Genomic DNA, 23,413 nt, shown 5'->3' on the forward strand with positions numbered 1-23,413 from the left:
GCGCAGTTGGAGCGTGAGCCGCTGTGCAGCAGGTGCAAGGCCAGAGGCCACGTCACGGTCGCCACGGTGTGCAACCACACCAACGGCCACCCTGCCGGCGAGACAGAGGAAATGTTCTGGACAGGCCCCTTCGACAGCCAATGTGCCAACTGCCATAGCAGTGACCAAGCCCGACTCGAGCGAGGCGCTGCGCAGGTCCGTGGGTGTGACACCGACGGTTGGCCGATCGGTCACTGACGGTTCCACGGTCCATCGTTCCACGCCAACGGGGTAGTGGGGGGCGAATTTATGGCGATGGCCGGCTCCTAGACCGAGCGCCACCCCAAACACGCGTATCCACAATTCACGGGACGACCCTCGAACGGGCACTCCCAGTCAAGAAATCCCGCATTTTCCCGAGGAATTCATGCCAAGGCCCCGATTGCCCGTCGCAAAGGCTGCGACAAGCGGCGCCGCCATCAAGAATCCCGGCCGGCACGCTGGCCGGAAGAAGCCGGCGGGCACACGAAGCTTGGGCGAGCCGTACAAGGCCATGACTGCGGCGGAGAAACGGGCATGGAAGGAATTCGCGACGGAAATGCCCTGGCTCAACGCGAGCCACCGAGTACTGCTCCGCCTTGCCTGCCTCTGGACGGCTCGGATGGATGACCCGAAAGCCGAATTCGGCGTGTCAGCAACCCAGGCGCTCAGCTCGATCCTTTCAAAGCTGGGCGCCACACCTGTGGATGAATCGAAGGTCTCGCATGGAGGTGACGAAGACGACCAGGGCGAAGAATTCTTCGGTGGCCCCAGCTCCGGCCGACCGCACTAAGGCGTATGCGCTGGATGTGGTGGCTGGCCGGATCGTTGCCGGCCCCCATGTCCGAAACGCCTGCCGGCGCCACCTGCAGGACTTGATCGAAGGCCCCGAACGGGGCCTTTACTTTGACCACGAGGCTGCCGAGTACGCGTTCCGCTACTTCGAGAACGTCCTGATGCTCTCCGAGGGGCAGTTCGAGGGGCGGAAGTTCGAACTGCACCCCTCGCAGGCGTTCATCATCGGCTCGCTCTTCGGCTGGAAGGGCGCCGACGGGCTTCGCAGGTTCCGCCGCGCGTACATCGAGCAGGGAAAGGGCAACGGAAAGAGCCCGCTGGCCGGTGGGCTGGGCCTGCTGGGGATGACGGCCGCAGGCGAGGCGGGCGCACAGATCTACTCGGCGGCGGCGAAGAAGGACCAGGCCGGCATCCTGTTCGCCGACGCGGTGAAGATGGTCAAGAAATCGCCGCTCCTGGCCAAGCGCATCGAGTTCGCTGGCGGTGAGGGTCGGGAGTTCAGCATGGCGCACCACGCCAGCGCGAGCTTCTTCCGGCCGGTGTCGCGCGATACCGGCCGTACCGGCTCCGGTCCTCGACCGTTCTTCGTGCTGGTCGATGAGGTGCACGAGCTTCCCGACCGGCGAATCATCGAAATGCTGGAGCGCGGCTTCAAGTTCCGCCGCGAGCCGCTGCTCTTCATGATCACCAACTCGGGCAGCGACCGGACCTCGGTGTGTTGGGAGGAGCATGAGCATGCCGTCAAGGTCGCCGCCGGCCATACCGAGGCGGTGAACGATCCGACCTTCGTCGGCGACGTGATCGATGACCGCACCTTCAGCTACGTGTGCAGCCTGGACGACGGGGACGACCCGCTTGAGGACCCGAGCTGCTGGGCAAAGGCCAATCCCCTGCTGGGGGTAACTATCACCGAGCAGTACCTGGCGGACGTGGTGGCGCAAGCCAAAGCGATCCCTGGGTCACTGAACGGCATTCTTCGTCTGCACTTCTGCGTGTGGACCGATGCGGAGACCGCCTGGATGACGCGCCCAACGCTGGAACCGGCGCTGGCCGACTTCGACCCGCGCATGCATGAGGGGCGCAAGGTCTATCTGGGCCTCGACCTGTCGCAGGTTCGCGATATCACCGCGATGGCTGCGGTCGTGGAGACCGGCACTGTACCGGTGGAGGTCGAGGTCGAGGGCGAGAAGCTGATCATCGAGAAGCCGACGTTCGACGCCTGGATCGAGGCTTGGACGCCCGGCGACACGCTGGATCAGCGGCAATTGCAGGACAAGCTGCCCTATCGCACGTGGGTCAACGGTGGACACCTGCACGCGCCTCAAGGGCAGGCGATTAACTTCCGGCACGTGGCCCAGGTCATGGCCGAGTACGACAACCGTTATGACGTGCAGTTGGTCGCGTACGACCGCTACGCGTTCCGCCGGTTCGAGGAAGAGGTTAACGACATTGGATTGTCTGTGACCTTCGCCGAGCACCCGCAAGGTGGCTGCAAGAAGGGCAAGCCACTGGAAGCGGCGGTGGAAGCCGCCGAGCAGTCGGGACAGCCAATACCTGAAGGCATGTGGATGCCCGGATCGCTGCGCCTGCTGGAAGAGGCGCTGCTGGAAGGGCGCCTGCGCCTGCGCCGCAACCCGGTTCTGGTCTCCGCAATCATGTCCGCCGTCATCGAATCGGACCGCTGGGGCAACAGCTGGCTGTCGAAGGTCAGGTCGGCAAACAAGATCGACGCCGCGGTGGCCCTTTGCATGGCCATCGGCGCGGCACACGCCATGCCACCGGATGCCGGCGGCATAGACGACTACCTGGAAAACGGCTTCTTTGGACTGATCGGATGACTACCTTTCGCTGGTACAACCCGCTGAGCTGGCGGTTCTTTGGATACGACGACCCCGCCACCGGCAACTACGTGGAGGTCGACCTATCAACCGGTGGCCGAGGCACCAAGGCGGGCGTTCGGGTGACGCCCAAGAAGGCGCTGACAGTCAGCATCGTCTGGTCGTGCGTGAAGGTGCTGTCCGAGTCCGCCGCGGGGCTGCCTTGGAAGCTGTATGAGGACGCGGGCGGCCTCCGCCAGTTGGTCAGGGGGAGCAGCCCACAGAGGCGCCGTCTGCTTCGCCTGCTGAGTAAGCCGAATCCGTTCATCAAGTGGCTGGACCTGATCAAGGCGGTCGTAGTGAACATGGCGCTGCGCGGCAATGCCTTCGCCATCATCCAACGTGACGACGATGGTGGATGGATCGGCCTGATTCCCGTGCCGGTGGATAGCGTCCGCATCGACACCGACGACGGCCTGATCTACTGGGCGACGATCAACGGCAGCGAAACGCCGGTCTCGCCACAGAACATGCTGCACTTCAAGCTGTTCAGTCCAGACGGCATCGCTGGCTTGTCGCCAGTCGAGTACCAAGCGGAAACCATCGGCTTGGCGCGCGCTGCGCAGGACTGGTCAGCGCGCTTCATGCGCAAGGGGGGCTTCACTGGCGGATACATCATCTATCCCGGCTTCCTGACAAAGGAGCAGCAGGCGCAAATCAAGGCGAAGCTGCCGGATATCCGCCAGGGCGATGTGGACGACCTCGGCAAGATGGCAATCCTGCAGGGCGGGCCGACGATCACGCCGGCCGGACTGACCCAGAAAGACAGCCAGTTCATCGAATCGCAGCAGTTCCAGGAAGAGGCGCTCGCTGGCATCTGGGGCGTTCCGCTGTACCTGACGAACCGCGCTCGCTCCACGTCGGTGCTGGGCTCCAATCTGGAGCAGCAAACCAGCGGCTTCGTCACCTTCGGCCTGAAGCCTTACCTCGATGCCATCGAGAGCGAGATCAACGACAAGTTGTTCGCTGATGGCGACATGTTCGTGGAGGCTGTCGTGGAGGGCCTCCTGCGGGCCGACAGCGGCGCCCGTTCTACCTACTACAAGACGGCGCTTGGCGGCTCCGGCGGCTCTGGCTGGATGACGATCAATGAGGTTCGGGTGAAGGAGAACCTGCCTGTGCTGGAAGGCGAGCAATACAACCAGGTCACACGGTGGACCAGCAACAAGCCCGATTCCAGTAACGACGACCCAACGGGAGATCCCGCCAATGCTTAGCAAGTATTCCTGCCCGTTCGAGGTCAAGGCGGCAGACGATGCCGGCAACTTCGAGGGCTATGCCTCGGTGTTCAACAACGTGGATCTCGGCGAGGACCTGATCCTCCCGGGTGCCTTCGTCAAGGTGAAGACGACTCGGACTGGCCGACTACGCCTGGCGCTGTACCACAACCTGACACGGCTGATCGGCGATGCCGAGTTCAAACAGGACGGCAACGGCCTGCACTTGAAGGGCAAGGTCAACCTCAACGTCAGCTACGCCAAGGACGCCTACGAGCTGATGAAGGCCGGCACCTTGGACGAAATGTCAGTCGGCTTCAACACGTTGGAGGACGCGATCGAGAACCGCGAGGGGCGGCGCGTGCGCGTCATCAAGAAGGCCGAACTGTGGGAGGCGTCGGTCGTCCCGTTCGGTATGAACCCCGAAGCACAGGTGATGAGCGTCAAGTCCGACGTTCGCGCCTTCGAATCGGCCCTGCGCGAACGCATGGGGCTGTCCCAGAAAGAGGCGGCGGCCGTCGCCTCGCTCGGCTTTCCCGCGATCCACCGTGACGGTGGCATTGGGGACACGGAGACCGTGAAGCAGCTGAAGCAACTCGGCACATCCATCGAATCCATTTTCAAAGGTATGAACCAATGAGCGAGAACATCAGCGATATCCGTGAGGGTCTGGAAAAGCAGCTGAAGGACGGCTTCGCCGGCCTGCAGAAGAAGTACGACGCCGCCTCCGAAGAGATCCAGAAGGGCAACCAGGTCACCACTGACCTGAAGAAGCAGATCCAGTCCGCCACCGACGAGATCCAGAAGGTCGTCGACAAGGTGCTGAAGCTGGAAGAGAAGGGCATTGGCCTGGGCAATCAGCCCGGCACGAAGAAGGGCTTCATCGACTTCATCAAGGGCAACGACGAGTACAAGGCGCTGCAGGGCCGTGAGAAGTCGGCTGCCGAGATCGAGGTCAAGAAGGACGATCTGGCGTCCATGCAGGAGACCAAGGCGGTCACCAGCGCAGGCATCGTCGTGCCGAACTTCGACCCGACGATCCAGCCGGGCATCCGCCAGGAGCTGCGCATCCGCGACCTGATCCCGTCGATCTCCGTCACTGGCCAGAGCTACACCTACTTCCGCGAGAAGCTGCACACCCGCGGCGCCGGGCCGGTCGGCGAAGGCACGGCCAAGCCGCAGAGCAACGTCACCTTCGAGCAGAAGACCGACCTGGTGAAGAAGCTGGCCGTCTGGATTCCGGTCACCGACGAGGCACTGGACGACGTGCCGCAGATGTACGGCTACCTGCAGCAGCTGCTGCGCTACGACCTGAAGCTGGAAGAAGAAGCCCAGATCCTGAAGGGCGACGGCCTGGGCAACAACCTGCCCGGCCTGATGACTGACGCCACGGTGTTCGATGACGACCTGTCGAAGGCGAGCGACACCTCGATCGACACTGTCCGTCGCGCGATCTACCAGGTGCGCAAGCAGTCGAAGCTGTCGGCCGACGCCACGGTGATGACCGAGCTGGACTGGATGAACATCGAGCTGGAGAAGGACAGCCAGAACCGCTACCTGTTCGCCAACCTGCAGGGCTTCGTGACCCCGATCCTGTGGGGCCGGCCGGTGGTCGCCTCGGACAGCATGGACGAAGGCGACGGCACCACCACCGGTGGCGAGTTCCTGGTCGCCAACTTCCAGCGCGGCGCCACGATCTACGACCGCATGAGCTTCCTGTTCAAAGTCGGCCTGATCAACGACGACTTCGTGAAGAACCAGCGCGTGCTGCTGGTCGAAGAGCGCCTGGGCCTGGCCAAGCGCCGGGTCGAGGCATTCGTGAAGGGCCGCTTCAAGCCTCAGGCGTGATAGCGAGCTGATCCCTAACGAGGCCGGCCACGCGCCGGCCTCTCTCTTTCGATACGGAGCAGGAACATGAAGATCAAAGCTCAATGGGGCTTCCGCGGCGACGCCCCGAAGCTCAACGCCGAGTCCGCCGATGTGAAGGCTGGCGACGTGTTCGACGACGTGGATCCGGAATACGGACACGCGCTGGTTGGCAAGGGCTTGGTGGTACAGGTCCACGAAGGTGCCGTACCCCAGGAGACGAAGCCGGCCAAGCCCAGCGAACTGAAGGCGGGCGAGGGCGACGGCGCGGTTGGATCCACGAGTACCGACGAAGCGACAGGCACCGCGGGAGCGCAGGTCACCGGTGCTGGTGCGCCTGACGGTGCTGCAGCGCCGTCAGGCGCTCCCGAGTCCGCCGCAGGTACTCCGACCAATTCCGACCAGAGCGGCGCCGACAAGAAGGCGCTCCTGATCCAGCAGCTCGAGGCCGCCGGCGTCGAGTTCGACCGCCGATGGAAAGCTGATCGCCTGGCAGCGGTGCTGGCCGAAGCCCAGAACAAGGATCACGAGTAATGGCAATCACCCTCGACCTCGCGCTCGTGCGCGAACAGTGCCGCATTGTCGATGAGGTCAGCGACGCGCTCCTGCAGACGTACATCGACGCGGCCCTCGTGCACGTGCAGATGCACTGTGATCGCCGTCTGGTTGAGGGTGAGCCGTCCAGCGAAGAAGAGATGGCACTCACGGCGGACGTGCACCAGGCAGTTCTATTGATGGTCGGTAGCTGGGCGGAGAACCGCAGTGCCCTGGGTGAGCTGACCTCGGAGATTGCCCTCGGGGTGTCACGACTTCTTTGGTACAGGAAGCGATTCTGATGGCTACTTCAGCAGGCCAGCGCCGTCACCTGATCCGCTTCGAGCGCGTGGTCGACGTCCGCGATCCGCTAGGCGGGGCGCGCAAGAAGGAATGGCAGTTCGTCGCCGAGGCGTGGGCAAAGAAGACGAATCAACTCAGCGCGACGGCCGAGGCGGTCGCAGCGGGGGCGGAGCGATACCGCGAGCAGGTCCGGTGGGACATGCTCCCGCGACATGTCGAGCCCACTTGGCGCATTGTCGAGCGGGGCAAGCCTTATGCGATCAAGAGCATTGCACCGAGCAACGACGGTAGTGAGATGGCGATCATCGCCGTAGCGGGGTTGGGCAATGGCTGAGCAAGTGTCAATTCACGGGCTGGATGGCCTGTTGCGCTCGCTGCGGGAGGTCCCCAAGGCCATCCAGAGCAGGGCGGTCCAGGCTGGCATGCGCAAGGGCGGCAATGTCATTCGGGACGATGCCAGACGCCGGGCGCCGAAAGCAACGGGCTTCATGGCGTCTCAGATCGTCACCCGCCGGGCCAACTCCAAGAGCCGACAGCGCGCAGGTGTAGGCCAAGGCGGCGAGTACTTCACCGTAGGCGTTAAGACGGGTCGCCGCCGCAAGTACGCCAACACGAAGCGCAACCGGCGCCGTGGCCGCTTTGGGAAGGTCTACGAGGAGTCTGGGTGGGCTTATTACTGGCGGTTCCTGGAGTTCGGGACCAAGAACATGCGGGCGTCTCCCTTCCTCACACCCGCCGGTGAGACGAAAGGACCGGAAGCGGCACAGGTGATCATCAATGAGACCTGGGCGGCGCTCGACAAGCAGCTAAAAAAGGATGGCTGGCGATGATGGTTCCTTTGATCCAATCCCTGCTGGAAAACGATGCGGCCGTCCGGCAGGCGCTCGGCGACCCTGTCCGCCTATTCCTGGGTAGTGCGCCCCAGAATACGCCGCTCCCTTACGCGACGTGGGAGGTGGTTAACGGATCGCCAACGGCGATGCTGTCCGAACCGCCGCCGGCTGACGGCTGGCGGGTCCGCATGACCGTATGGGGCGAGGACCTCAGCCAAGCCAACGCCGTTGGCGTCGCTATCCGCGACGTGGTGGAGCGCGTGGGCAGCATCGAGTCGTACAACCCGACGCCCGACAGCGACGGCACGGATTCGGTAGGCATTTCATTCGACGTGCGGCTCCTGCAACTGCGCTGATCCACACAACGGCAACCCACTGGCCCCGCGAGGGGCCTTTTTCATGCCCGGCGACGGGCGCAACACAAGGAAATCCCTATGGGACAGGTAATCAAGTCGAAGCACTCCCAGCTGTTCGTCGCCATCGGCGCGGCCGAGGTCATCAAGGTGACCCGCCTGCGTTCGGTCGGCTTCCCCGATGGCCAGGCATCGGAGATCGATATCTCCGACTACGACGACGACTGGGACCAATTCGTCGCCGGGCGCAAGCAGACCGGCAGCACCAGCATCGAGATCATCTACGACAGCGTCGACCACGAGAAGCTGGAAGAGCTGCATGAGACCGGTGCCGTCGTGAACTGGCTGGTGACCGCGCCGCTGTCGGAAACCGAAGGCGTGGCCAAGCCGACCGCCGTTGCCGGCAAGATCACCCCGCCGGACACCGTGCTGTCCAAGCAGTTCGACGGCTTCGTGCAGAACTTCGCGGTGACCAGCCAGGACAACGACGTCTGGAAGGCGACGATCACCATCCGCGGCTCCGGCGCCGTCACCACGCACCGCCCGACGCCGTAAGGCCGCGCCAACGGCGCCCACCCAGGCCCGCTCCGGCGGGCCATCTCTCTGACAGGGCGCGCGGATCCTCCGCGTGTTAGCCGTGCGCGGCCCGCGCGCCCTGTCGCCATTCAAGGAAACGGCCAATGAGCAAGACCAACGACACCCCCCAAACCCAGCCGCAGCAGCCCCTGAGCGTCCTGCAGTCGTTCACCAACCTGGGCATGTTCGCGTCCAAGGACGTGCACGCCGACACGATCACCCTGCCCAACGGAGCCAAGGCGCAGTTCCATGTCCGCGAGCTGCCGGATGCGGAGTTCCGCAAGCTGTGGGGTGAAGGCGACCGCGCCAAGCTGATCGCAGCGACCATCTGCGACGAGGACGGCAAGCCGGTAATGAACGTGGAGCAGGCCGCCCAGCTCAAACCACTGGTTGCCGCTGAGCTGCAGCGCGTGGCCATGAAGCATTCCGGCTTCGGCGAGGATGCTGCGCAAGCCCAGGCTGACGCGGGAAACGGCTAAGGCAGCGCGGCGAGGACTGGTTCTGGAAGGTCCTCGCCGGCCACCTGCATCGCACGGTGGCGGAGCTGCAGGCGAGCATGTCGCGCCGGGAGTTCCTGGAATGGTGGGAGTTCCACAAGCGGAACCCCATCGACCCTGTAAGCCTGCACATCAAGCCCGCTGCCTTCGCCGCATACATCACTGCCTCACACAGCCAAGGCGGCACCAAGCGCTCCTTTCAGGAGTACCTGGACACGCTTGTTCCACGTTCCGAGGAGGACGAGGCACAGGACTGGTTCGATCGACTGGGATAGCCATGACCGACACTTTCGGGCGGTTCGCCGCCACGCCCATTGGCCCGTTACTCGCTGCGCGAGATGGCGGGCTTACCCTGGCCACCACCGGCGCCACCACGCTGGCCAGCCACGCGCGCTCCGACTTCGGCCTTGATGCCGGGACGGTGGGCGTGGAGTTTGCGGTGTGGGGTGATGACGCCCTTGCAGCCCTCGTAGGCTTCGCCACGGGCTCGGCAGCGCTGAACAAGGCGCTGGGTGCGGATCTCGCCAGCATCGGCTGGGACCTCGCCGGCGGGCGCCTGCTGCAGGCTGGAGGAGCGATCGCCACTGGCCTGCCGGCGGTGACCCACGGCGACATTGTCGGGCTGCAGGTCGTGTTCTCGACCCCTCGCCAGCTGCGGCTCTACCTCAACGGCGCGCAGATCCTGGTGCGCGAGCTGCAGCTGTCTGGGCCGCTGTTCTTCGCCGCGTCACTGGCCGCAACCAAGGCGGGCGGGCTGTGCCTCGCGGTCAACGCAGGGCAGTGGGGGCCGCGAAGCGAGGCGGCGGCCGCTGGCTGGCGGTTGCCCGCTGCATCCGTCAGCCCGACCCGGCTGGCCGACGTGGACTGGCTGTCTGCGCCCGGCGATAGCCCGGCGAACGTTCGCTACGAGGGGGTGGTGGCCGAGGGCGTCAACCTGATCCAAGAGCTGGCGTTCTGGCCGTGGGGTGGTGACCCGGTGTCCCAGGCCGCGGCCGCCGAGTGCGTCGTGCTCGATGCGGAGGGTTTGCTGGACGGGATGGCGGGCACTGGTGCCTCTGGCAGCTCGGTGCAGATCCTGCTGGCGCCCGAAAATGGGATGCGGGCCGACGCGGTCCCGGCCTTCCGTTGCGCGATCGAGCAGATCGAGATCAACGACGACGGCACCAAGACGCTGCACCTGCGTGACGCGCACGACTACCTGGATGAAACCATCAACCGGGGCGTGTTCCTGCCGAACGTCCCTTCGCTGGCTTGGAAGCCGCAGCCGGTAGTGATCGGGGCAGTGGCCAGCGTCCCGGCAATGGGCGCCAACGCGGATGCGACCTCGATGTTCGTTGCTGACGGGCGGGTCTACGTGGATGCCGTGATGGACCGCGGCGACCTGATGGAGGCAGGAACCTACAGCCAAGCGCCGGATGGGCAGCAGCTGCTGATGAAATCGCCGCCGGTAACGCCGGTGGTGGCGGACGCCTCCAGCATCGGAGCGGGCATGCTGCCGGCGCGGTTGGAGCAGGCGGTGGCGGACGTGATGGCCAGGTTGGGGCGAGCGGCGTGGTCAGCCAGCGACTGTGCGAGTATCGACCAAGCCACGGGGTATATGGGCATCGGCTACTACGCAGGAACAGCCATCACCGGCCGCGCTGCGCTGAATGCGCTCCTACCCAGCTACGGCGCCGGCTGCTACCAGGATCCATCCGGGGTGCTGCGCTTCGCCCGCGTGACCGCGCCCGAGAACTATGTCGGCGCGTTCGCCTTCGATCTGTCGGAGGATGATCTGGACGCTGACCTGGTCATGGTGCCCGATGATGCTCCGAACCTGACTCGACGCATGGCCTACCGTCCCAACGGCCAGGCGCTGGGCGCATCGGACCTGGTCACCGACGTTGTCGACGTGCCGCAATCCCGGCGCGATGAGCTGACCGGCCTCTACCGGGGGCAGGTCTATGGCGCTGGTCCGCTGCACGCCCACTACCAGCGGGCAGAGGCGGCTGACCCGGTGATCTCCTTGTTCTGGCATGCGGCCGACGCGCAGCAGGAGATTGATCGCGTCCTCGGCCTGTACCGGGTGCAGCGCCACTTCTACCAGCTGGCGGTGCGTGGTGATCAGGACTTGGCGCCGCTGCCGGGGCAGATCGGCCGGATCACCTACGGACGTTACGGTCTCGACGACGGCAAGCCGGTGCTGGTGCGCCGTGTAGAGCGCAATCCTGCCACGGGGGACGTGGTGCTGACGGTGTGGGGATGATGACGTGTTGATTGGATATGGCATGCCGGCAGTCGCGACGGTGACCCTCACCGGTGGCACGTGGTTGAGTGCGGACCAGGGCTCGGCGCTCTTCGACGGAAAGCCTGGCAGGGCGTCGCGGATCCGCCGCACCAGTTCGCTGGCTATCACCATCACCCTCGCCGACGCTGTGGTCCCGGGGATCATCGCGATTCTCGGCCTGAACATTCCGCCCGGCGTGCAAGTCAGCGCCGCCGGAGCCACCGGGACCACGGTGCGTCTGCCTGACGGCAGCGTCTGCGCTTGGCTGTTCCCGCAGGCCAGCGCCCTGGTCTCGGTGGTGTCCGTGGAGATTGCCACCACCGCCACCAACGTGGACGTGGGCGAGATTGCGATCTTCCGGGCAGTCGAGGTGGGGATTAGCGACGGGTGGGCTGTGGCCGTGATCGACACGAGCGCCCACACGCGAACGAAGGGAGGCCAGGTCAACACTGTGCCGGGGCCGTTGTATCGGAGGCTGACCTGCACGCTGTCCGGCCGGTCCACGCCGGTTGTGCGCGGGAACGGCCTCGGAGGGATGGACTGGGAGATGATCGGGGCCGAACTGGCGGGCCGACGGCGCGCCTGTGTCGTGCCCCAGTACCGGGATATTGTGACCAAGGCGTTCGATCCAGCATTGGCGGCGCGGACCGCCCTCTACGGCTTCCCGACCCAGTTGCCCAGTGCCGAGAACATCACCCGGCAATACTTCTCGGGATACATGGAGTTTGAAGAAGTTCCGGCCTGATGGTTGCAGCGGTAGTTGGCACTATGCTGTAGCGCATCCACTTGAGGAGGCTGTGACCATGGATTCCGGGCAGAGAGTCGCGCTCGCTGTAATAGGGGTTGTTGTTCTTGGAGCTGCAGCTATGTGGCTTGTCATCAGCGGTAGTTCGCCAACGGAGAGCCGTGAAGGAGCGTCAAAGCTTGTGCCCGAGGCAGCAGCGGTATCTGCGGCCTGCGTGCAGGCCGTCGAGTCGCTTGAATCGTCCGGCGAAGCCAGACCTGGGCGGGTTGATTCGAGTGGAGCAGACGTTTTGGTCGATGAGCGCTGGGCTGCTATGAATTTCAGCACCCAACAGTTCAACGCTCGATGCTTATCCAACTACGGCGCTGGTTCCTCTGAAAAGTGGATCGCCCGCATTAGGTTCATCAACCAGCGAACTGGTGTCGTCTACGGCCTCTTGGAGGGAGACCAGTACTCGATCCCTTGACCTGAACTGACCTCAATCTGACTTCAAAGAGCCCCGCATTGCGGGGCTTTTTATTGGGAAATCTATGAGCCTCTACACCCTCACTGTTGATCTACTCGCCAAGACCGGCTCCTTTGAAAAGGGGATGACCAAGGCAGAACACGTCGCGGCACAGCGCTCTGCCGCGATCCAGCGGACCTTGTCCGAAGTGGGCACCGCATTGGGAACCGCGCTAGGCACCGCGGCTGCCGCAGCCGGCACAGCTGTAGTCATGTGGACGCGTCAGGTTGGCGACTTGGCCACACAGTACGAGCGTTTCGGTCAGCTGTCGGGCACCACCTCCCAGCAGTTCCAGCGCATGGCTGCAGGTGCCAACACAGTGGGGATCAGTCACGAGAAGCTGGCCGATATCCTCAAGGACGTGCAGGACAAGATTGGCGACTACATCCAGACGGGTGGCGGCGCCATGGCCGACTTCTTCAACAACGTCGCCAAGGGCGCCGGCGTCACTGCCGAGCAGATGCGCAAGCTATCCGGCCCGGACGCACTCGGGCTCTACTTTAAGAGCCTGGAGCGGGCCAACCTGTCGCAGACGGAGCTGACGTTCTACATGGAGGCCATCGCCAGCGACTCGGCGATGCTGATCCCGTTGCTGCGCAACAACAGCGCCGGGTTCAAGCAGTGGGGCCAGGCTGCTGAGGCAGCTGGGGCCATCATCAGCAACGACACGGCCAAGGCGATGAACGATCTGCGCCGGGTCACCCAAGAGGCAGACCTCGCCTTCCTAGGCGTCAAGGTTCAGGTGGCCGAGGGCGTGATCCCGACCCTGACCGAGCTGAACAAGCTGCTGCACGATCCCAAGGCGCAGGAGGCCATGCACACGGCCACCAATGGCGTTATCGCGTTCGGCCAAGCCGCTCTGGATGCCGCCGCAGGTTTCGGGCAGTTGGTGGTCAGCTACACCGGCTGGCTCAAATCGAAGGGTTTCATGCCCGTCAGCAACACTGATTCCCTGGAGAGCCTCCAGGCTCGGCGCGGCGCGCTGGGTGACAGCCTGAAGAACTGGAAGGGCATCTTCAGCGATGACGCCAAGAAGAAGGTGCAGGGCGAGCTGGCAGAGGTGGACGCGCTAATCGCCGCGTTCCCCTTCCGGGGCGTGACCGCCACAGTCGACACCACCGCCGGCATCCCGGGCCAGCCTAAGCCCTACGAGCCGCCAAAGCTGGGGCGCGATAGCAAGACGAGCGGCGCCACCGTCGACCGCCAGGCAGAATCGCTGCGGCGGTACGCCGCCGAGGCGGACATGGCCGCTGCCACGATGGCCGGCCCGCTGGCCGAGGCCGAGCAGAAGCACAAGCAGCGCCTGGCCGAGCTGAACAAGGAACTGGCCGCTGGCAACATCACGCGCGCTGCCTTCAACATCCTGGAGAAGGAGTCAGCGGCGCAGCTGGCCACCACCACCGCCGAGCTGGACAAGCGCAAGCGGGCGCCGCAGGCTCTGCTCGACACCATGAGCGGCGAGCTGGACATGATGCGCCTCATCGGGCCAGCGCGGGAGCGCGCGCGCCGCGAGATGCAGAACCAGCGCGACATGCAAGAAGCTATCAACGAGGCGAACGCGGCCGGCGCAGGCATCACCGCCGACCTCAGCGATTCGCTCATGGCGCAAGCGCGCGCTGCGGCTCAGGCCAGCATCGACGCGGACAAGTATGCCGCCAGCCTGCAGCAGTGGGCGGATGTGGGAACGTACCTGGTCAGCGACACCGCGGACGCTATGGCCAACTTCGTCGCGGGCGGCCTGCGCGATTGGTCCGGCATGTGGGACGACATGAAGGACATTGCCAGGCAGGGGTTGCGCGACATTGCACGCCAGCTGCTGGAGCAAAAGCTGGTGCTCCCGATTCAGACGCGCATCATGGACAGCATCAATGGCCTCGGCAGCGGCAACGGGTTGAGCCTCAACAGCATCCTGGGGATCTTCGGCGGCAACGGTACTGCTGCAGGCGGCCAGAACGCCGCCAACATTGCGAGCCGGCTGTCGAAGGGCCAGAGCGCTATCGGGTTCACTCCCGGCGCCGCAGCCGCGGCGGGTGGCTTCGGCCCGAACACCCTAATGGGCTTCGGCAACAACGTGGCTGCACTGACGGGAGGCGGCTCGGCCGCTGCCGGTGGGGCCGGCGCTGCGGGAGCAGCTACGGGCGCGCTGGGAGCCGTCGCGGCCTTTGCACCCTATGCGGCTCTGATCGCGATGGGTATGCAGATGGCCGGCAGCGCCTACAAGGAAGGCTTCGGGCTGGAGAACCAGGACAAGTTTGACCTGCTGAAACGTGGCCACTTCGCCTCCGGTGGACTGCTGACGCCGGTCATGCTCGACAGCATGTCGCTGGACGTGATCGGGCGCGCGCTGGGCATGAACCGCAAGACGGCGGCGATCTTCTCGGGCAGCTCGCTGCTGGGCAAGGCGTTCGGGCGCAGTGCGCCCAAGATCACCGGTCAGCGCATCACCGGCGATTACGGGTTCGGTGGACTGGACGGCCAGAGCTACGCCGACGTGAAGCAAAAGGGCGGCTGGTTCCGCTCCGACAAGAAGTGGACCCAATACGGGGCACTCGACCCCGGTATCGATCGCACGTTCGACATGGCGGCTCGGCAGATTCGCGGCGCTGCCACGGACCTGGCCAAGCAATTGGGCATGGACATGTCGCAGCAGCTGGCTGGGGTCAAGGTGAGCCTGGGCAAACTGTCGTTGTCGGCAGATTCGGCGGAGGCCCAGCAGCAGCTGGAGTCTTACCTCGCTGGTATGCAGGAGCGCCTCTATACCGAGGCGGTCAAGGCAGCGGGCTTCGGTGGGCAGCTAGATGGCTACTTCGACTCGGCGGACGTGTTCGCGGCGCTGGGAGCATCCATCGAGCTGGCGGTGGGCAATGCCGACGAGCTGGGCCGGGCACTCAACGGCCTGGAGATCGACAAGGTGAACAAGGCCGTGGACTACTTCCAGGACCTGGCCGGCGTTGCCGGTACGGACTTGGCCACGCAGATCAACAAGGTGTCGGGCCTGCTGGGCAACTACTCCACCCTGATGGCCGATGTGTCGACACAGCTCCTGACGGGTGACCTGACCGCCTACCAGCAGCAGGCCCTGAGCATCGAGCGCACCTACCGCCAACAGGTGAAGTCCGCCAACGACTACGCTAAGGCGCTGGGCCTGTCGGGCGCGCGCGCTGAGGACCTGGCTAAGATCGAGGCATTGCGCGCCACGAACATGGGCAAGCTGCAAGCGCAGATCGACAAGGACAAGAAAGCCATTAGCTATGGCCTATCTGTGAGCGACCTGTCGCCGCTGACCGATCAGGAGAAGCTACAGCAGGCCATGCAGGAGCTGGAGCGGGCAGTGTCGGGCGGGGACAGCAGCGCAGCGCAGGCGGCGGCACAGGCGGTGCTGGGCGTCGGTCGGAACCTCTACGCCAGCGGTCAGGACTACAACAGCCTGTACGGCCGCGTGACCGGCCTGATTGATGGCATGAAGGTCGGAGATCTCAATCAGCCGGACGGAACCAGCATGGGTGCGCTGGCCGACGCCATCGAGGCGTTGCCGGACAACTTCAGCCGGGCCGTGTTCGACCTGGTCGTGAACAACGACGCTCAGACGCAAACCACCGCCGCCATACAGCAGAGCAACGCTCTGCTCGCCGAACAGAACCAGCTGCTCCGCCAGCTCGTGTCGACCACTACCCAGGGCGTACGCAACGCCAGCAGTGCCGAACTGCGCAGTTCGCTTAACTACGCGAGGTAATCAGCAATGCAAGCAAGGAAACTCACGCTGGTAGAAATCGGCGTGGGCGGGCTGCCGTCCGCGTCTCCGGTTACACCGCGCTTTTCCACGTGGTTCCCCGTGCCCTTCAAGGCACCGGACGTGCCGCCGGCCACCGGCGTCAGCCCCACGCCGGTGGCCGATGGCGTGGTCCTCGAATGGGATGCGGTGGATCTGGAGGGCGTGATCTACGTCATCTCGCGTAGCGAGAGCCAGGATGGCCCCTGGACGGAGATCCACCGCACCACCGAGACGCGGTACGTCTACAGCGACGGCAGCGGCAAGACCTGGTGGTTCCAGATCACCCCGACCGTCCGCGGCAAGACCGGCACCGGAACCGTGGTGGGCGTCGTTCCGCCCACCACCTCCAAGGACCTGGCCGAGCAGCAGGCCAAGCTGGCGGCGGAGATCAGCGCCCGCATCCAAGCGATCGCAGACGAGGCAGCGGCGCGCGCCGCCGGGCTGGCGCAGGCGGCGCAGGACTTGGTCGCCGAGGCGCTGCTGCGGCAGCAGGGCGTGACCCAAGCCATGCAGGCGATCAGCGCGGAGGCCCAGGCGCGGATCGACGGGCTCCTGAACGAGAAGCTGGCGCGCGAGGCGGCGATCAGCCGAGAGGAGCAGTTGCGACAGAGCGCCGATGAATCGTTGGCGCGCGCGGTGTCGGAGGTTGCGGCCGGCAGCGGGACGCAGTTCGACAGCATCAAGCTCTGGCCATTCAACCAGACCATTGAAGGGTGGACGGGCAACGGCGCGCCAACCCTCGTGGATGGCTGGCTGCGGCCCGCCAACCACGCCACCGCGCCCTGGGTGCAGTCGCCGGTGGCCTTGGCCGTAGACGGCAGCGCATACCGCTTCGTGAAGCTGCGCGTGAAGCGCGTGGGCTCGCCGACGTGGAACGGCTTCCTCCAGTGGATCACCACCACGGACCAGGCATGGAACACGCAGAAGCGTGTGGCCATCCCGGAACCGGCGTGGGACGTGAACGGCGTGGCCACCGTCGACGTGCAGGACATTGCGTGGTGGCCGGCCACGGTGGATGCGATTCGCCTGCAGCTGGGGGCGGCGCAGACCGTCGCCAACTACTACCTGATCGACTACATCGCCGTCGGTCGTCCGCAGCCCGGCGCGTCGGTGGCGTTGGTACAGGAAGAAACCCAGGCGCGTATCACTGCAGATGCCGCTGAGGCTCTCCAGCGCAACACGCTGGCCGTTCAGATGCGTGGCAACTACACCGGAACGGATCCGCTGCAGCTGACTGCAGGGCTTGTCTACGAGGAGCTGAAGGCCCGTGTGGCTGCGGACTCGGCGCAGGTGCAGCGCATCAGCACGATGGAGGCCCGCATGCCGGCCGGTGCCGGTTCGCTGGCAACTGCTGCATCGGTTACGGCGCTGCAGGAGGCGACCGCCACCACCACGAGCGCGCTGGCTCAGTCGATCACGACGATCGCCGCCACATTGCCGGCGCTGATCTCGCAGGGCAGCAACATGGTCCTGAATGGCTCGTGGCAGTCAGGCAAGGACGTTGGTTGGACCTACGACCCGGGCGCAACCGGCACCAGTTGGCCGGCCACGGAGGGACGTGCCGGTGGCATGTGTGTGCGCTTCGATCCGGGGGCCATCCGGCAGAAGGTTGCGTATGCCAATGGTCGCACCGCGATGCCGACGAGCCCAGGCAAGAAGTATCGCTATAGCTGCTGGTATCGCAGCACCCCGGATTTCAATGGCACGGCTGGCAACAGCAAGATGCGACTGGCGAACCAGAGCGGTGAGCTGCTCGCCGGAGCAACGTTCTTCGTCGCGGACAAAGCTGCCTGGACCTACCTCAGTGCCGTGTACGCAATCCCGGACAACACGTCGATCACCGGACTGCAGTTGGGCATCTATGCCGACAACACTGTCGGTACGTTGTGGGTTGACGATGTTGTGCTGGAGGAAGTGACCGAGCTGCTGGCGAATGCCCAGGCGATTTCGGACCTCAGCACGAAGGTGACGCAGCAGGGCGACACGATCACCTCCCAGGCAGGGCAGCTGACTTCGCTTCGCAGCGACTTGACCAACGTTTCCGGCAAGGCGGACGCCAACGCATCGGCGTTGCAGAACCTGACCACCCGGGTGACTACCGCCGAGGGCAAGATCGATTCCGCCTCGACCAGCATCACCAAGCTGCAGAGTGACCTGTCGACGTCGATCCTCAGCGGCGCTAACCTGATTCAGGACGGGAGCTTTGAGACGCGTAAGGCGGGTGACGCCTATGGCATAGGGCGCATCACGGACGCGTTCGCGCGTTCCGGGACCAAGGCTCTAAGCCTGACCGCCACGGGGGCGATCCGTGACGTGTCCCTGATCGAGTTCCGTACGAACGGCAGCCGCGTGTTCTACGCGGAAGTCTGGGTCCGCAACGACCCTGCGAACCCACTGACCACCGGATCGGGTGACGGCACCGTCGGACTGCAGGCTACCGTGCGCCGCAACAACGGCACGGTGGCCTATCCGAACGTCCAGGTGATGCCTGCAAAGAACGTCGGATCGGAATGGACAAAGCTATCTGGGTACGTGCCCGTGGGGGACGACGTTTGGAGCTTCATCATCCGTGCCACAATCCGCGGCGGGGTGACCAGCGGCGACGTGATCTACGACGACGCGTTCGTCATCGATGTAACCGACGCATACACCGCCCAGCAGGGGGTCAACGCCACTGCAGATGCCGTGACCGGCCTGACCACCCGTGTTACGGGCGCAGAGAACAAGGCGGCGGCGCAGGCGGAGCAGCTTACCGTCCTGTCCAGCACCCTCAATGCATCCTTCAACCGAGGCGAAAACCTCAACGTCAACGCGATGTTCGACGGTGACATGGCGCCGTTCGTCAAGGGGAACAGCAATCAGCAGAACGGTGATGTGACCTGGGTTTCTGGTGGCGGACAGCAGGGCAGCGCAATTCAGATGGTGCACAAGGCAGGTGCAGCGGGTTCGCCGTTCGTTTACGCCAATGGCGGCCGTTGGGTTCCACTGAAGACGGGGCGCGCTGGTCGCAAGCTGCGTACGGTAGTCGTCGCCAAGGTGGTGGGCGGTAGTGCAACGCTGACCGCGCGCTGCCGGGCTCGGGATGCCACAGGCGAGGGAAACAACGATCAGACCACCCCGAACCTCACGAGTGCCTGGCAGCGGTTTGTGCTGGAGCATCCAGTGGGCGACGCCCGCACTGAGGTAATGAGCCAGGTGTGGATCACCAATCGTGGATCTGGCGACGCAACAGTCCTTGTCGATCGCATCGAGTTCTACGACGTGACCGACGAGCTGATGATCAGCGCCAACGCATCAGCGACGGCAGGGCTGACCACGGCGGTGAACCAGCAGGGCAGCAAGCTGGACGCAACTGCGCAGGACTTGGTGAGCCTGAAAACGCAGGTAGGCAACGTCAACGCTACCGCGTTCAATCAGATGCAGAGCACGGTGCAGCAGCACGAAGGCAAGATTAACGCCAACGCTTCGGCCATCCAGAGTGTGCAGGCGGGCCTCGGCGGGAAGGCTGATGCCGCGGTCGTGAAGGAGATGCAGGCGTCGATTTCCCAGCTCGGCGGTGGCAATCTGATGCCGAACGCGACGTTCGCTGACCCGGGAGTAATTGCCCGCATGAATCATTGGTCCCCCGACGGGCTCACCGGATACACCAACTACCAAGGCCAGTGGTTCAACGACACGGGTATCCCCTATGGGACGTACGCGCTGATTCAGGCGGGTTCCGTGAACCCGGGACGTGTGTGGCAGTGGATAGACGTGCCGGTCGAGCCGGGCAAGGAATACATGGTGTCTGCTTACGTGTCGGGCAATCGCGAGGCACAGATCATCTGCGAGTTCAAGCACCAGAACGACACTACCACGGGGCAAATGTCTAGTCCGGAGATTGACCCCCCGGGTGGTGGTGCGCACCTTGACAACTACACGCGTATATTCGTGAAGGGCAAGGCCCCGGCAGCTACCCACTTCCTGCGCATCATCTTCGCAGGGAGGGCCACTGCTGCGGGTAACTCGTTCCTGCGTTGGGTCCGCCCGATGCTGGAAGAGGCGACCCCGGGGCAGACGAAGCCGAGCGGATGGTCGGCAGGTGGTACGGAAAGCTCCGCGTCCTATCGTGTATCGGTGCGAGCCGACAACAAGGTAGGCGGACTGGTGCTAGAGAATAGTGGCGGGCTGGTGGCGTTCGACGTGGTTGCGGACATGTTCCGTGTGACTTCTTCGGGCGGCGGTCAGCGGACGGAGTACAGCGACGGGAACTGGCGCACCTACTACCCGAACGGGCAGCTCGCCACGCGCATGGGCTGGTGGCAGTAGCAAAGTGCGGGAGGCGCCAACGCCCTCCCGCCAATCATTAGGGAGCATCGCATGCCTGGGGGCATCCAGACCTTCAATCTCGACGGGTCGCTGGAGATCGACTACACGACCCGCTTGGGGCTTTTCATCGGCACGATTCAGACCGACTCCGTGCACGGCAATTCGACGTGGGTGGGGCCGCTGCCACCTGGGGATTTCCTCTTCTACGTGGTGCCTCCGCCTGCGCAGCCTGGCCGCACGCCAACCATTTGGTACTCAGACGGCCGGATCTATTGGGGCACGGATGTGGATGCCAATGGGCAGCCCGTCTTTGCCTTGGTCCCGGCAACTGTTCTCTACGGGGTGCATTGAAATGCTAGTAGGAGGGTTTGAGGCATACACCCCGTCCGGGACGGTGCAGGTCCGAAGCGATCTGCTCAACTTCCATCTGCGCCACAAATTCGATATCAACGAAGCTGGCGCAGTTGCCTACCAGGTGTCGGGGATCGTGGTAACCCGGTACGTCACGCGTGACTTCCAGGCCAAGAGTCCAGTGGTCGCGGTCACGGGTCCGAACAACAACTTCGGGCTCAGCGTGATTCTGACCAATATCGGCGGCAACAACTGGCGAGTGTCGGCCTACACGGGCTCATCGTTTGTGTTCGGCACGGTGTGGGTATACGACTCGGTTCTGACTGGAACACCGGGCAAGGAAGGAATCGAGGTGTACCGAGAGCACACCGGCGAGTTGGCCTTCGCTTCCTGGGCGAAGCCCCTTCGCATCGTAGACGTGACAACTGCCCCGTTCGGGGCGGCAGAGGGGGCCTACATGCAGGTCCCGGCTGGTCGGCGCTACGCTGTGATCTCGTCTCGTTCGTGTCAGCGGATTGAGCGTGGCGTGGGCTTCCGCTTGACCGGGCCGCAGGGGGATGGAACGGGCGCCGCGGGGTCGGGACGCTTCTACTACGCCGGCGCGACGGCCCTGATACCGCAGTCAGACAACGCCACGCAGTTCAGTGCATCCGGCCACTTCGTGCTGATCGACGTGACCGGCCATTGAACTTCGTACAGGCAGCGAACAGCCGGAGGTTCTTTCGTGCTTCGGTCAAGGCTATGCCACGGGTTGTAGTAGATCCTCGCGGTTGTTCCGCGGCGTGTTCACCGCCCTGGTCACCCGATAGGCTTCCATCGCCGGCGGCTCGCTGGCCAGCAGCATCGCCATCGCATCGTCCGGACTAGCGGCCATCCACTCATCGATCTGGCCGGCATGCAGCCACACCGGCATGCGGTCGTGAATGTCGGCCGAGACGCCGCTGCTGTCGCCGGTGATGATGGTGAAGGTGCCCAGGTTGCCCTCGGGCAGCAGGGGGCTGGCGTCCTCCCACAGGCCAGCGGCCAGCAGCGGCCCGGTGGCATGGATGAACCAGGGATCCTTCTTCTCGTCGATCGGGCTCACCGACCACTCGTAGTAGCCGGCCATGGGGATAACGCAGCGGCGCTTCTTGAAGGCCGACCGGAACGCCGGCTTGGTGGCCACCGTCTCGATTCGGGCATTGATGGTCGAGCCCTGCAGGCCCTTGGCCTTAGCCCAAAACGGTAGCAGCCCCCACGCCAAGCGGGTGACCTGCTGGCCTTCGCCCCGGTCCAGGATTACCGAGGCCCGCTGTGTCGGCGCGAGGTTGTAGCTGGGCTGGATTTCGGCCAGGCCGGGGGCAAGGTCAGCCAGCCCCGGCTGGCCGAAGTCGACAACGGGCAGCTGGACGAATCGGCCGCACATGGCAAGTCAGGCCGGCATCGCTTGGGGTAGCGTGTGCCCCAGCACGTGGTCGCACTCAACCAGGCGAGCATTGCTGACGGCTTGACGCTCGCCGCATCCGGCGCACGCGAGTAGTGTGCCGCCAGGCATGGTCTCCAGCTGCGGCGCCTTGGAACGGGTGATGTGCTTGCAGTGGTTGCAACGGACGCTGATTTCGGTCACGCGGTCGAGGTTGCCATCGCGGTCGCGTTTTGCATCAAGGTCTAGAACGTAGAAAAGGCCTGTATCGGGCATTGCGGTGTACCTAGCATTTTTTCGGAATGCTGCCCCGATGGGTGCCTTCGTTCTGTGATGAGCGCCCTCATTCAGAATCACGGGTTACTGAATCGTTGGGGAAATTGCGCCGCTCTCACGTAAACGTTGCTTTAACCCTGATAGTGTCGTGCCTCATCTAGGAGGTGCACTAATGCCCATCAGGGCGGTTGTATACGTGAGCAGTGCCGGAGCGGAGATTGCCGGCGACAAACTGAGCCTATCCAACGGAAAGCTGGATCAGATTGTGGACGACGCGGCCCGGTTCAACCGTAATGCTGGGGTTACGGGGGTGCTCCTCTTCGATGGCGAACGCTTCCTCCAGTACTTGGAGGGGCCAGAGGATGGGCTATCAGTGGCCTATTCGAGAGTGCTGGGCGCGAGCAGCCACAACGAGATCGTAGAGCTGCAGAGGGGCAGGGTGGGGCAACGCCGCTTGCCGCTCTGGCCAATGAAGTGGCTTCCAGTCGAACCAGCCGAACTGAAACGGTTGGCTCAAGCGGACTGGACCAGATTCAATCAGCGCGGCGACGCCGAGGATGCAAACCCAGCGGCCATGGATCTTTTGGCCGGCCTGGTCGAGCCCTACGCTGTAGCCGCTTGATCCCCTTGCCGATGCTCCCCGATCTGCTCGGTGAGCACGGTGAGCGACTGCTGGAAAGCGACGGCGAACAGATCGCCGTCGCTTTGCCTGTGCTTAGAGGCGATGCTGGGCAAAAGACTTAGCCAAGTATCGGAGAGCCGTTCGGGTGCTGGGTGAGTCAGCGTGAGTACTCGAAGCGCGTATTCCGCTGCCTTGAGATAGCCGCGGTGCATCTGAAGTTCGGACTCGCACGCATGCAGGCGATCGAGGATTTCCGTGATTTCGGTTGTCATGACGGTCTCGACAGTCGGTGGTGGG

The 23,413-nt window shown here is 64.3% G+C and carries 23 protein-coding genes; 20 read left to right on the top strand and 3 right to left on the bottom strand.

Annotated features, from left to right (window positions below; all coding sequences use genetic code 11):
• Nucleotides 1–743 precede the first annotated feature (743 nt).
• From AC5P8J_RS14805 to AC5P8J_RS14895, 19 genes are all read left to right on the top strand, one after another.
• Nucleotides 744–2,651 carry a terminase large subunit gene (locus tag AC5P8J_RS14805; protein WP_495216916.1) on the top strand — a complete coding sequence of 636 codons (1,908 nt, stop codon included), beginning with the start codon at nt 744–746 and terminating at the stop codon, nt 2,649–2,651.
• The gene (locus tag AC5P8J_RS14810; protein WP_065179721.1) at nt 2,648–3,907 is read left to right on the top strand and encodes a phage portal protein; all 1,260 of its coding nucleotides are present in this window, start codon (nt 2,648–2,650) and stop codon (nt 3,905–3,907) included. The genes AC5P8J_RS14805 and AC5P8J_RS14810 overlap by 4 nt, the downstream gene beginning before the upstream one ends.
• Nucleotides 3,900–4,547 (top strand): HK97 family phage prohead protease, encoded by a 648-nt coding sequence (locus AC5P8J_RS14815; protein ID WP_134945719.1) that lies wholly within the window; start codon nt 3,900–3,902, stop codon nt 4,545–4,547. The genes AC5P8J_RS14810 and AC5P8J_RS14815 overlap by 8 nt, the downstream gene beginning before the upstream one ends.
• Entirely contained in the window at nt 4,544–5,755 is a 1,212-nt protein-coding gene (locus AC5P8J_RS14820; protein ID WP_495216917.1) for a phage major capsid protein, read from the top strand. The genes AC5P8J_RS14815 and AC5P8J_RS14820 overlap by 4 nt, the downstream gene beginning before the upstream one ends.
• 66 nt (nt 5,756–5,821) lie before the next feature.
• Nucleotides 5,822–6,307 carry a hypothetical protein gene (locus tag AC5P8J_RS14825; RefSeq protein ID WP_495216918.1) on the top strand — a complete coding sequence of 162 codons (486 nt, stop codon included), beginning with the start codon at nt 5,822–5,824 and terminating at the stop codon, nt 6,305–6,307.
• Nucleotides 6,307–6,609, top strand: coding sequence for a head-tail connector protein (locus tag AC5P8J_RS14830; RefSeq protein ID WP_495216920.1), 303 nt, complete (start codon nt 6,307–6,309; stop codon nt 6,607–6,609). Before AC5P8J_RS14825 ends, AC5P8J_RS14830 begins: the two co-directional genes overlap by 1 nt.
• Nucleotides 6,609–6,944, top strand: coding sequence for a phage head completion protein (locus AC5P8J_RS14835; protein WP_495216921.1), 336 nt, complete (start codon nt 6,609–6,611; stop codon nt 6,942–6,944). The genes AC5P8J_RS14830 and AC5P8J_RS14835 overlap by 1 nt, the downstream gene beginning before the upstream one ends.
• Nucleotides 6,937–7,440, top strand: a complete 504-nt coding sequence (locus tag AC5P8J_RS14840; protein ID WP_495216922.1) for an HK97-gp10 family putative phage morphogenesis protein — start codon at nt 6,937–6,939, stop codon at nt 7,438–7,440. Before AC5P8J_RS14835 ends, AC5P8J_RS14840 begins: the two co-directional genes overlap by 8 nt.
• The gene (gp17, locus tag AC5P8J_RS14845; RefSeq protein WP_495216923.1) at nt 7,437–7,799 is read left to right on the top strand and encodes a tail completion protein gp17; all 363 of its coding nucleotides are present in this window, start codon (nt 7,437–7,439) and stop codon (nt 7,797–7,799) included. Before AC5P8J_RS14840 ends, gp17 begins: the two co-directional genes overlap by 4 nt.
• A gap of 78 nt (nt 7,800–7,877) precedes the next feature.
• Nucleotides 7,878–8,351 (top strand): phage tail tube protein, encoded by a 474-nt coding sequence (locus AC5P8J_RS14850; protein ID WP_021203809.1) that lies wholly within the window; start codon nt 7,878–7,880, stop codon nt 8,349–8,351.
• 125 nt (nt 8,352–8,476) lie between these two features.
• On the top strand, nt 8,477–8,851 hold the full coding sequence (locus AC5P8J_RS14855) for a hypothetical protein (protein ID WP_005408966.1): 375 nt from the start codon (nt 8,477–8,479) through the stop codon (nt 8,849–8,851).
• A gap of 56 nt (nt 8,852–8,907) precedes the next feature.
• Nucleotides 8,908–9,144 carry a hypothetical protein gene (locus tag AC5P8J_RS14860; protein ID WP_238379404.1) on the top strand — a complete coding sequence of 79 codons (237 nt, stop codon included), beginning with the start codon at nt 8,908–8,910 and terminating at the stop codon, nt 9,142–9,144.
• 2 nt (nt 9,145–9,146) lie between these two features.
• On the top strand, nt 9,147–11,114 hold the full coding sequence (locus AC5P8J_RS14865; RefSeq protein ID WP_495216924.1) for a hypothetical protein: 1,968 nt from the start codon (nt 9,147–9,149) through the stop codon (nt 11,112–11,114).
• A 22-nt stretch (nt 11,115–11,136) separates the two neighbouring features.
• A complete protein-coding gene (locus AC5P8J_RS14870) occupies nt 11,137–11,880 on the top strand; it encodes a hypothetical protein (protein WP_495216925.1) in 744 nt (247 codons plus the stop codon).
• A gap of 58 nt (nt 11,881–11,938) precedes the next feature.
• On the top strand, nt 11,939–12,346 hold the full coding sequence (locus AC5P8J_RS14875) for a hypothetical protein (protein WP_180832873.1): 408 nt from the start codon (nt 11,939–11,941) through the stop codon (nt 12,344–12,346).
• A 64-nt stretch (nt 12,347–12,410) separates the two neighbouring features.
• Nucleotides 12,411–16,118 (top strand): phage tail protein, encoded by a 3,708-nt coding sequence (locus AC5P8J_RS14880; RefSeq protein ID WP_495216926.1) that lies wholly within the window; start codon nt 12,411–12,413, stop codon nt 16,116–16,118.
• 6 nt (nt 16,119–16,124) lie between these two features.
• Entirely contained in the window at nt 16,125–20,465 is a 4,341-nt protein-coding gene (locus tag AC5P8J_RS14885; RefSeq protein WP_495216927.1) for a hypothetical protein, read from the top strand.
• A gap of 51 nt (nt 20,466–20,516) precedes the next feature.
• Nucleotides 20,517–20,816 (top strand): hypothetical protein, encoded by a 300-nt coding sequence (locus AC5P8J_RS14890; RefSeq protein ID WP_134729594.1) that lies wholly within the window; start codon nt 20,517–20,519, stop codon nt 20,814–20,816.
• A gap of 43 nt (nt 20,817–20,859) precedes the next feature.
• Nucleotides 20,860–21,504, top strand: a complete 645-nt coding sequence (locus AC5P8J_RS14895) for a hypothetical protein (RefSeq protein ID WP_495216928.1) — start codon at nt 20,860–20,862, stop codon at nt 21,502–21,504.
• Between the two features lie 51 nt (nt 21,505–21,555).
• Here the strand turns inward: AC5P8J_RS14895 and AC5P8J_RS14900 are convergent, their stop codons facing one another.
• On the bottom strand, nt 21,556–22,221 hold the full coding sequence (locus AC5P8J_RS14900; RefSeq protein WP_495216929.1) for an SOS response-associated peptidase: 666 nt from the start codon (nt 22,219–22,221) through the stop codon (nt 21,556–21,558).
• Between the two features lie 6 nt (nt 22,222–22,227).
• Nucleotides 22,228–22,494, bottom strand: coding sequence for a hypothetical protein (locus AC5P8J_RS14905; RefSeq protein WP_495216930.1), 267 nt, complete (start codon nt 22,492–22,494; stop codon nt 22,228–22,230).
• A 172-nt stretch (nt 22,495–22,666) separates the two neighbouring features.
• Between AC5P8J_RS14905 and AC5P8J_RS14910 the strand changes: the two genes are divergently transcribed.
• On the top strand, nt 22,667–23,116 hold the full coding sequence (locus tag AC5P8J_RS14910) for a BLUF domain-containing protein (RefSeq protein WP_495216931.1): 450 nt from the start codon (nt 22,667–22,669) through the stop codon (nt 23,114–23,116).
• Here the strand turns inward: AC5P8J_RS14910 and AC5P8J_RS14915 are convergent.
• Nucleotides 23,098–23,388, bottom strand: a complete 291-nt coding sequence (locus AC5P8J_RS14915; RefSeq protein ID WP_495216933.1) for a hypothetical protein — start codon at nt 23,386–23,388, stop codon at nt 23,098–23,100. The genes AC5P8J_RS14910 and AC5P8J_RS14915 overlap by 19 nt on opposite strands.
• Nucleotides 23,389–23,413: the final 25 nt, after the last annotated feature.

The sequence above is a fragment of the Stenotrophomonas sp. YJH_SMC_37 genome, from assembly GCF_059370035.1.

Excerpts from the sequence above, each read along its gene's own strand:
- AC5P8J_RS14885 (WP_495216927.1), top strand. The coding sequence starts at position 16,125 with ATGCAAGCAAGGAAACTCACGCTGGTAGAAATCGGCGTGGGCGGGCTG.
- AC5P8J_RS14915 (WP_495216933.1), bottom strand. The coding sequence starts at position 23,388 with ATGACAACCGAAATCACGGAAATCCTCGATCGCCTGCATGCGTGCGAG.
- AC5P8J_RS14900 (WP_495216929.1), bottom strand. The coding sequence starts at position 22,221 with ATGTGCGGCCGATTCGTCCAGCTGCCCGTTGTCGACTTCGGCCAGCCG.
- AC5P8J_RS14905 (WP_495216930.1), bottom strand. The coding sequence starts at position 22,494 with ATGCCCGATACAGGCCTTTTCTACGTTCTAGACCTTGATGCAAAACGC.
- AC5P8J_RS14810 (WP_065179721.1), top strand. The coding sequence starts at position 2,648 with ATGACTACCTTTCGCTGGTACAACCCGCTGAGCTGGCGGTTCTTTGGA.
- AC5P8J_RS14820 (WP_495216917.1), top strand. The coding sequence starts at position 4,544 with ATGAGCGAGAACATCAGCGATATCCGTGAGGGTCTGGAAAAGCAGCTG.
- AC5P8J_RS14910 (WP_495216931.1), top strand. The coding sequence starts at position 22,667 with ATGCCCATCAGGGCGGTTGTATACGTGAGCAGTGCCGGAGCGGAGATT.
- AC5P8J_RS14855 (WP_005408966.1), top strand. The coding sequence starts at position 8,477 with ATGAGCAAGACCAACGACACCCCCCAAACCCAGCCGCAGCAGCCCCTG.
- AC5P8J_RS14805 (WP_495216916.1), top strand. The coding sequence starts at position 744 with ATGGAGGTGACGAAGACGACCAGGGCGAAGAATTCTTCGGTGGCCCCA.
- AC5P8J_RS14865 (WP_495216924.1), top strand. The coding sequence starts at position 9,147 with ATGACCGACACTTTCGGGCGGTTCGCCGCCACGCCCATTGGCCCGTTA.
- AC5P8J_RS14835 (WP_495216921.1), top strand. The coding sequence starts at position 6,609 with ATGGCTACTTCAGCAGGCCAGCGCCGTCACCTGATCCGCTTCGAGCGC.
- AC5P8J_RS14815 (WP_134945719.1), top strand. The coding sequence starts at position 3,900 with ATGCTTAGCAAGTATTCCTGCCCGTTCGAGGTCAAGGCGGCAGACGAT.
- gp17 (WP_495216923.1), top strand. The coding sequence starts at position 7,437 with ATGATGGTTCCTTTGATCCAATCCCTGCTGGAAAACGATGCGGCCGTC.
- AC5P8J_RS14850 (WP_021203809.1), top strand. The coding sequence starts at position 7,878 with ATGGGACAGGTAATCAAGTCGAAGCACTCCCAGCTGTTCGTCGCCATC.
- AC5P8J_RS14840 (WP_495216922.1), top strand. The coding sequence starts at position 6,937 with ATGGCTGAGCAAGTGTCAATTCACGGGCTGGATGGCCTGTTGCGCTCG.
- AC5P8J_RS14870 (WP_495216925.1), top strand. The coding sequence starts at position 11,137 with ATGCCGGCAGTCGCGACGGTGACCCTCACCGGTGGCACGTGGTTGAGT.
- AC5P8J_RS14825 (WP_495216918.1), top strand. The coding sequence starts at position 5,822 with ATGAAGATCAAAGCTCAATGGGGCTTCCGCGGCGACGCCCCGAAGCTC.
- AC5P8J_RS14830 (WP_495216920.1), top strand. The coding sequence starts at position 6,307 with ATGGCAATCACCCTCGACCTCGCGCTCGTGCGCGAACAGTGCCGCATT.
- AC5P8J_RS14875 (WP_180832873.1), top strand. The coding sequence starts at position 11,939 with ATGGATTCCGGGCAGAGAGTCGCGCTCGCTGTAATAGGGGTTGTTGTT.
- AC5P8J_RS14880 (WP_495216926.1), top strand. The coding sequence starts at position 12,411 with ATGAGCCTCTACACCCTCACTGTTGATCTACTCGCCAAGACCGGCTCC.
- AC5P8J_RS14890 (WP_134729594.1), top strand. The coding sequence starts at position 20,517 with ATGCCTGGGGGCATCCAGACCTTCAATCTCGACGGGTCGCTGGAGATC.